Origin of the sequence: Endozoicomonas atrinae (genome assembly GCF_001647025.1) — a bacterium.
Lineage (GTDB): Bacteria > Pseudomonadota > Gammaproteobacteria > Pseudomonadales > Endozoicomonadaceae > Endozoicomonas > Endozoicomonas atrinae.
In genome coordinates this window covers 1-248 of record NZ_LUKQ02000932.1, presented here as the reverse complement: position 1 = coordinate 248, position 248 = coordinate 1, and the positions used below count along the sequence as shown (strand labels likewise).

The window sequence follows — 248 nt, the reverse complement described above, 5'->3', positions numbered from 1 at the left end:
TCAACATCATTAAAACCTTCGGGTAGCTGTGGTCGACGAGACATCTGTTCTAGATAATGCATGGTAATGATGCCTAAGCATAGTTGGCGGCAGCTTAAGGATTTAGAAAATGCGATTGGTATTAATCGCTTCCGGGAATCCGGTAAGCCCATCAACACAGGCAACGAAGACATCTTCAACTCCACGGTTCTTAAGCTCTGTCAGCACAGAAAGCCAGAATTTGGCACCTTCTGTTTCGGCAAGCCAAA

Annotated in this window: 1 pseudogene; it reads right to left on the bottom strand. The window is 45.6% G+C overall.

From position 1 onward, the window contains the following. Positions 1–123: 123 nt before the first annotated feature. Positions 124–248, bottom strand: a pseudogene (locus AK963_RS31705) (transposase); the annotation flags it as partial.